Annotated in this window: 6 protein-coding genes; 5 read left to right on the top strand and 1 reads right to left on the bottom strand. The window is 72.1% G+C overall.

The genetic code is table 11. The features are described from left to right. Positions 1-793: pyridoxal-phosphate-dependent aminotransferase family protein (locus tag FGF04_RS21740; RefSeq protein WP_149513762.1), on the bottom strand; the 793-nt coding region annotated here is incomplete at its 3' end. Positions 794-969: 176 nt separating this feature from the next. On the opposite strand from FGF04_RS21740, the gene FGF04_RS21735 reads away from it, so the two are divergent. The 5 genes from FGF04_RS21735 to FGF04_RS21715 form a co-directional block, all read left to right on the top strand. Next, positions 970-1,818, top strand: a complete 849-nt coding sequence (locus FGF04_RS21735; RefSeq protein WP_149512981.1) for an ABC transporter substrate-binding protein — start codon at positions 970-972, stop codon at positions 1,816-1,818. Next, positions 1,815-2,648 (top strand): amino acid ABC transporter permease, encoded by an 834-nt coding sequence (locus FGF04_RS21730; protein ID WP_149512980.1) that lies wholly within the window; start codon positions 1,815-1,817, stop codon positions 2,646-2,648. The genes FGF04_RS21735 and FGF04_RS21730 overlap by 4 nt, the downstream gene beginning before the upstream one ends. Next, a complete protein-coding gene (locus FGF04_RS21725; protein WP_149512979.1) occupies positions 2,645-3,436 on the top strand; it encodes an amino acid ABC transporter ATP-binding protein in 792 nt (263 codons plus the stop codon). Before FGF04_RS21730 ends, FGF04_RS21725 begins: the two co-directional genes overlap by 4 nt. A 122-nt stretch (positions 3,437-3,558) precedes the next feature. Beyond that, the gene (locus FGF04_RS21720; protein ID WP_149512978.1) at positions 3,559-4,650 is read left to right on the top strand and encodes an amidohydrolase family protein; all 1,092 of its coding nucleotides are present in this window, start codon (positions 3,559-3,561) and stop codon (positions 4,648-4,650) included. Positions 4,651-4,954: 304 nt separating this feature from the next. Next, positions 4,955-5,711, top strand: a 757-nt coding sequence (locus tag FGF04_RS21715; protein ID WP_235882432.1) for an SCO1860 family LAETG-anchored protein, incomplete at its 3' end; no start/stop codon positions are given.

The raw sequence follows: 5,711 nt of genomic DNA, 5'->3' as shown, positions 1-5,711 counted from the left end.
CGCCCAGCGCGAGCACCCCCGCCCGGGTGGCCGCCGCGGCCGCGGCGTGGCGGGCCATCACCGCGTCCAGCCCCTCCGCCTCGATCCGCCCCACGCACGCCTCCAGAGCCAGCATCTCCAGCTGCGCCGGAGCGTGCAGCAGCACCTTGCGCCCGGCGTCGATCCACCGCTCCTTCCAGTCCAGCAGCGACAGGTAGGAGCGGCGCGGGGCGTGCGGGTTCGCCGCCATCCGCGCCCACGCCCGCTCGCTCACGGACACCGCCGAGACCCCCGCGGGCCCGCCCATCGCCTTCTGCGCCCCGATCACGCACAGGTCCACGCCCCACTCGTCCGGCCGCACCGGCTCGGCGCCGACCGACGCCACCGCGTCCAGGTAGAAGAGCGCGCCGTGCTCGCGTACGGCCTCGCCGATCTCCGCGACCGGGTTGGTGTTCCCGGTGGCCGCCTCCGCGTGCACCAGGGAGACGAAGTCGATCTCCGGGTGCGCGGCGAGGGCCTCGCGCACCTGCGCGGCCGTGACCGCCGAGTGGAAGGGCACCGCCAGGTCGTGCACGGTCGCGCCGCAGTCCCGCAGCCAGTCGCCGAACGTCTGCCCGTACGGGCCCGTGATCACGTTGAGGGCCGTCGTGCCGGGGCCCGCGGCGCCCCGGATGGCCCCCTCCAGGGGGAGCAGTGCCTCGCCCTGCGTGATCACCACGTCCTGCGAGGTGAAGAGCAGCTGCGCCACACGGTCCTCGATCACGGCGAAGTGCTCCGCGCTCAGCGGTGCGAGGTCAAGGAAGGGATGGGTCACGGCGTTGCTCTCTTCACTCACGGGGTAGGCAGCAACGAGCGTAACCGCCGCCCCGGTGGTCGCCCCACCGGCGACATCCGAGGCGGGGTGCCACCATGGCCATGGGATTGGTTTGAGCACCTCAAACAGATCCTTATAATCAGAAGCCACAGTTTCCCCACAGGAGGTCACCCCTCGTGAAGACCGCCCCCGCGCGCCGGACCCGCGTCCTGGCCGCCACCACCGCGACGGCCGCGCTGCTGCTCGTCGCCGGCTGCTCCTCGGACGACGACGGGGGCGAGAAGACCACCGCGAACGGGGTCGAGCTCGTCAAGGGCGGGCAGCTCACCACCTGCACGCACCTGCCGTACCCGCCGTTCCAGTCGGAGATCGACGGCAAGGTGCAGGGCTTCGACGTGGCCCTGGTCGACCTCGTCGCCGACGACCTGGGCGTGAAGCAGCAGATCCTCGACCAGCCGTTCGAGAACTTCAAGACCGGCGGGTCCCTCAACTCCGGCCAGTGCGACCTCGCCGCGGCCGGCATGACGATCACCGACGAGCGCAAGAAGAACGTCGACTTCTCCGACCCGTACTTCGAGGCCACCCAGGGCGTCCTGGCCGACAAGAAGAGCGGCATCTCCTCCCTAGCCGACCTCAAGGGCAAGAAGGTCGGCGCGCAGGCGCAGACCACCGGTGAGGAGTTCGCCAAGAGCAAGGGCCTGAACCCGGTCTCCTTCGAGTCCTCGGACGCCCTCCTCAACGGCCTGCGCACCGGCCAGGTCAAGGCCGTCGTCATCGACTACCCGGTCGTCCAGGGCTGGCTCAAGGACAAGGCCAACGCCGACGCCTTCACGGTCGCCGACAACATCAACACCGGTGAGGAGTACGGCTTCACCATGAAGAAGGGCAACACCAAGCTCCGCGAGGCCGTCAACAAGGCGCTGGCGGACGCGAAGTCGGACGGCACGTACAAGAAGCTGTACGAGAAGTGGATCGGCCCGTACGACGAGAGCGCCGCCTCCGCTTCCCCGTCCGCCTCCTCATGACCGAGGCCGACACCCGGGTCCAGCCCCGCCGCAAGGGCCTGAGCAGGCGCCAGAAGCGGGCCGTGTCGCGCGGCGTCCAGTACGCGGTGTTCGTCGCCGCGCTGGTCGCCTTCGCGGTCACGGCCGACTGGGAACAGCTGCAGAACCAGTTCGCGCAGGTCGATCTGGCCGAGCGGATGTTCCCGGACATCATCACGCTGGCGCTGAAGAACACCGTCCTCTACACGGTGTCCGGCTTCGTCTTCGGCCTCGTCCTCGGCGTGGTCGTCGCCCTGATGCGGCTCTCGTCGGTCGGCCCGTACCGCTGGCTGGCCGGTATCTACATCGAGATCTTCCGCGGACTGCCGGCCCTGCTGATCTTCATCTTCGTGGGCGTCGCCGTGCCGCTGGCGTTCCCCGGCACGGAGATCCCCGGCGGCACGTACGGCAAGGTCGCGCTCGCCCTCGGCCTGGTCGCCGCCGCGTACATGGCGGAGACGATCCGCGCGGGCATCCAGGCCGTGCCCAAGGGGCAGATGGAGGCGGCCCGCTCGCTCGGCTTCTCGCACGCGCGGGCCATGGTCTCCATCATCATCCCGCAGGCGTTCCGCATCGTGATCCCGCCGCTCACCAACGAACTGGTGCTCCTCTTCAAGGACTCCTCGCTGGTGCTGTTCCTCGGGGTCACCCTGGAGGAGCGCGAACTGTCCAAGTTCGGCCGCGACCTGGCCAGCGAGACCGCCAACTCCACGCCGATCCTGGTGGCGGGCCTGTGCTACCTGCTGGTCACGATCCCGCTCGGGTTCGTCGTACGCCGCCTTGAGGCGAAGGCCGGGGAGGCCACCAAGTGAGCAACGAGAACACCGGGGCCGTACCGGAGATCCGGGTCAGCGGCCTGCACAAGGCGTTCGGCGACAACCAGGTGCTGCGCGGCATCGACCTGGAGATCGGCGCCGGCGAGGTGGTCTGCGTCATCGGCCCCTCCGGCTCCGGCAAGTCGACGCTGCTGCGGTGCGTGAACCTCCTGGAGGAGCCGACCGCGGGACAGGTCTTCGTCGGCGGCACCGAGGTCACCGACCCGGACGTCGACATCGATGCCGTACGCCGCCGGATCGGCATGGTCTTCCAGCAGTTCAACCTCTTCCCCCACCTGACGGTGACCGACAACCTGACGCTGCCGCAGCGCCGGGTGCTGGGCCGGGGCAAGGAGGAGGCCGCGGAGGTCGCCGCCGAGAACCTGCGGCGCGTCGGGCTCTCCGAGAAGGCGGCGGCCTACCCCGGCTCGCTCTCCGGCGGGCAGCAGCAGCGCGTCGCCATCGCCCGGGCGCTCGCCATGGGTCCCGAGGTGATGCTCTTCGACGAGCCCACTTCGGCGCTCGACCCGGAACTGGTCGGGGACGTCCTCGCCGTGATGCGCATGCTCGCGGACGAGGGGATGACCATGATGGTCGTCACCCACGAGATGTCCTTCGCCCGTGAGGTGGCCGACCGCGTCGTCTTCATGGACGGCGGCGTCGTCGTCGAGGAGGGGGCCCCGGCCCAGGTCATCGGCGCCCCGACCCACGACCGCACCCGCCACTTCCTCTCCCGCCTGCTGGACCCGGCCCTGGCGGAGGTGGAGGACAAGGGAGCCCCGTAGGGGCGGGCCGCGCAGTTCCCCGCGCCCCTGAAGGGCGCCCTTCAGGGGCGCGGGGAACTGCGCGAGCAACCCCCACCGGGCCCGCGGACGACGCACCCGGTCCAAGAACTAGGCTGCCGCGTATGAGCGATCGGTCGGCGGTACTGCATGTGAAGGGCCGGGTACTGGTCGGCCCGGACGACGCCCGGGACGAACTCTGGGTCGTGGGCGGCAAGGTCACCTACGACCGCCCCGCCACGGCCCGGGACGTCCGCACGGTCGAGGGCTGGGCCCTGCCCGGACTCGTCGACGCCCACTGCCACGTGGGCCTCGGCCCGCACGGCGCGGTCCCCGACGAGGAGTCGGAGAAGCAGGCCCTGGCCGACCGCGAGACCGGCACCCTGCTGCTCCGCGACGCGGGCTCGCCCGCGGACACCCGCTGGGTCGACGACCGAGAAGACCTCCCGAAGATCATCCGGGCGGGCCGCCACATCGCCCGCACCCGCCGCTACATCCGCGGCTTCGCCCACGAGATCGAGCCGGCGGACCTCGTCGCGTACGTGGCCCGGGAGGCCCGCCGCGGCGACGGCTGGGTCAAGCTGGTGGGCGACTGGATCGACCGGGCGACGGGCGACCTGGCCGCCTGCTGGCCGCGCGAGGCGGTCGAGGCGGCGATCGCCGAGGCGCACCGGCTCGGCGCTCGCGTCACCGCGCACTGCTTCGCCGAGGACTCGCTGCGGGACCTCGTGGAGGCCGGCATCGACTGCGTCGAGCACGCCACCGGACTGACCGAGGACACCATCCCGCTCTTCGCCGAACGCGGCGTCGCGATCGTGCCGACCCTCGTCAACATCGCGACCTTCCCGCGGCTCGCGGCCGGCGGCGACGACAAGTTCCCCCGCTGGTCCGCGCACATGCGGCGGCTGCACGAGCGGCGGTACGACACCGTGCGCGCCGCGTACGACGCCGGCATCCCGGTGTTCGTCGGCACCGACGCGGGCGGCACGCTCCCGCACGGCCTGGTGGCGGCGGAGGTCGCCGAGCTGGTCACCGCCGGCCTCCCGCCGGTGGAGGCCCTCTCGGCCACCACCTGGGGCGCCCGCGCCTGGCTGGGGCGGCCCGGTCTGGAGGAGGGCGCGCCGGCCGACCTCGTCGTGTACGGGCAGGATCCGCGGGCGGACGTCCGGGTCCTCGCGGCCCCGGACCGGGTGGTCCTGAACGGTCGGGTGCACTGACGCAGAGTGACCGCGCTCCCGGCGGGCCGACCGGCGTTTTCCGGCCGGTTCAGTCATCAGGGTGGTCGCGAGGAACGTACGTGCCTGGTGATTCGAAGGAATGCGCGGAAAGTCCACGTACGGGTGAACTGACGTCAGCTTGCTGACTGTTCACTCTCCGTGGGTGAGGATTCCCGCATCGACGCCGCCGGCCGTTCGTCACAGTCCCCGTGCGCGGAGCGGCCGGCGGCGTCGGATCTTCGGTCCTGTCCCCGGTTCTGTCTCATGTGAGGGTCCCACCACCTTGAACAGCAACGCTTTCCGCATGCCCGCACGTATGCCCGCCCGTAGGACGGCCGCCGTCCTGGCCGCCGTCGCACTGACCGCGGGGCCCGCGGCCCTGGCCGGGGCGGGCCCGGCCCATGCCACCGGCGACCACGGGCGCGCCGGCGCCGTGGTGCTGCGCACCGGGCTCGACGTCTCCCTGCTCGGCAAGGCCGTGGACGTCCCGCTCACGGTCTCGCTCAACGAGGTGCAGGCGCCGCGGAGCGCCGAGAGGACCACGCTCACCGCGAAGCTGGACGGGGTGCAGGACGGCCGGCCGTTCACCGTGCTCGGCGCGCAGGTCGCGAAGGCGAGCGCGGACGTCTCGGCGGAGCGGGCCGTGGGGTCCGTGCACCTCGCCCACGCCAAGGTGCACCTCCCGGGGCTGCCCCTGCTGTCCCTCGTCGAGGTCGAGCAGGTCACCGCGAAGGCGGTCTGCGCGGCGGGGGAGAAGCCGGTCGCGTCGGCGAATCCGCTGGGCGCGGTCACCGTGCTCGGCAAGCGGACCACGGTGACCTCCGGCGGGGTGACGGAGGTGAAGGTGCCCGGGGTCGGGGAGGTCCGCCTGAGCCTGTCGGAGACGCGGACGACGTCCCGGACGGCCGCGGCGACGGCGCTGTCGCTGAAGGTCTCGGTCGATCCGCTGAAGCTGGGGGTGGCGCGGGTGGAGGGGACGGTGACCTTGGCGGAGGCGACGTGTTCCGCGCCGGTGGTCGCGGCTGCGGCGCCCGCCGACCCGGCTGGGCCGGCGCCCGAGG

The sequence above is a fragment of the Streptomyces apricus genome (assembly GCF_008369065.1).
Taxonomy (GTDB): Bacteria; Actinomycetota; Actinomycetes; order Streptomycetales; family Streptomycetaceae; genus Streptomyces; species Streptomyces apricus.
The sequence above is the reverse complement of the archived record's forward strand: the minus strand, read 5'-3'. Positions and strand labels throughout refer to the sequence as shown.

Excerpts from the sequence above, each read along its gene's own strand:
- FGF04_RS21730 (WP_149512980.1), top strand. The coding sequence starts at position 1,815 with ATGACCGAGGCCGACACCCGGGTCCAGCCCCGCCGCAAGGGCCTGAGC.
- FGF04_RS21720 (WP_149512978.1), top strand. The coding sequence starts at position 3,559 with ATGAGCGATCGGTCGGCGGTACTGCATGTGAAGGGCCGGGTACTGGTC.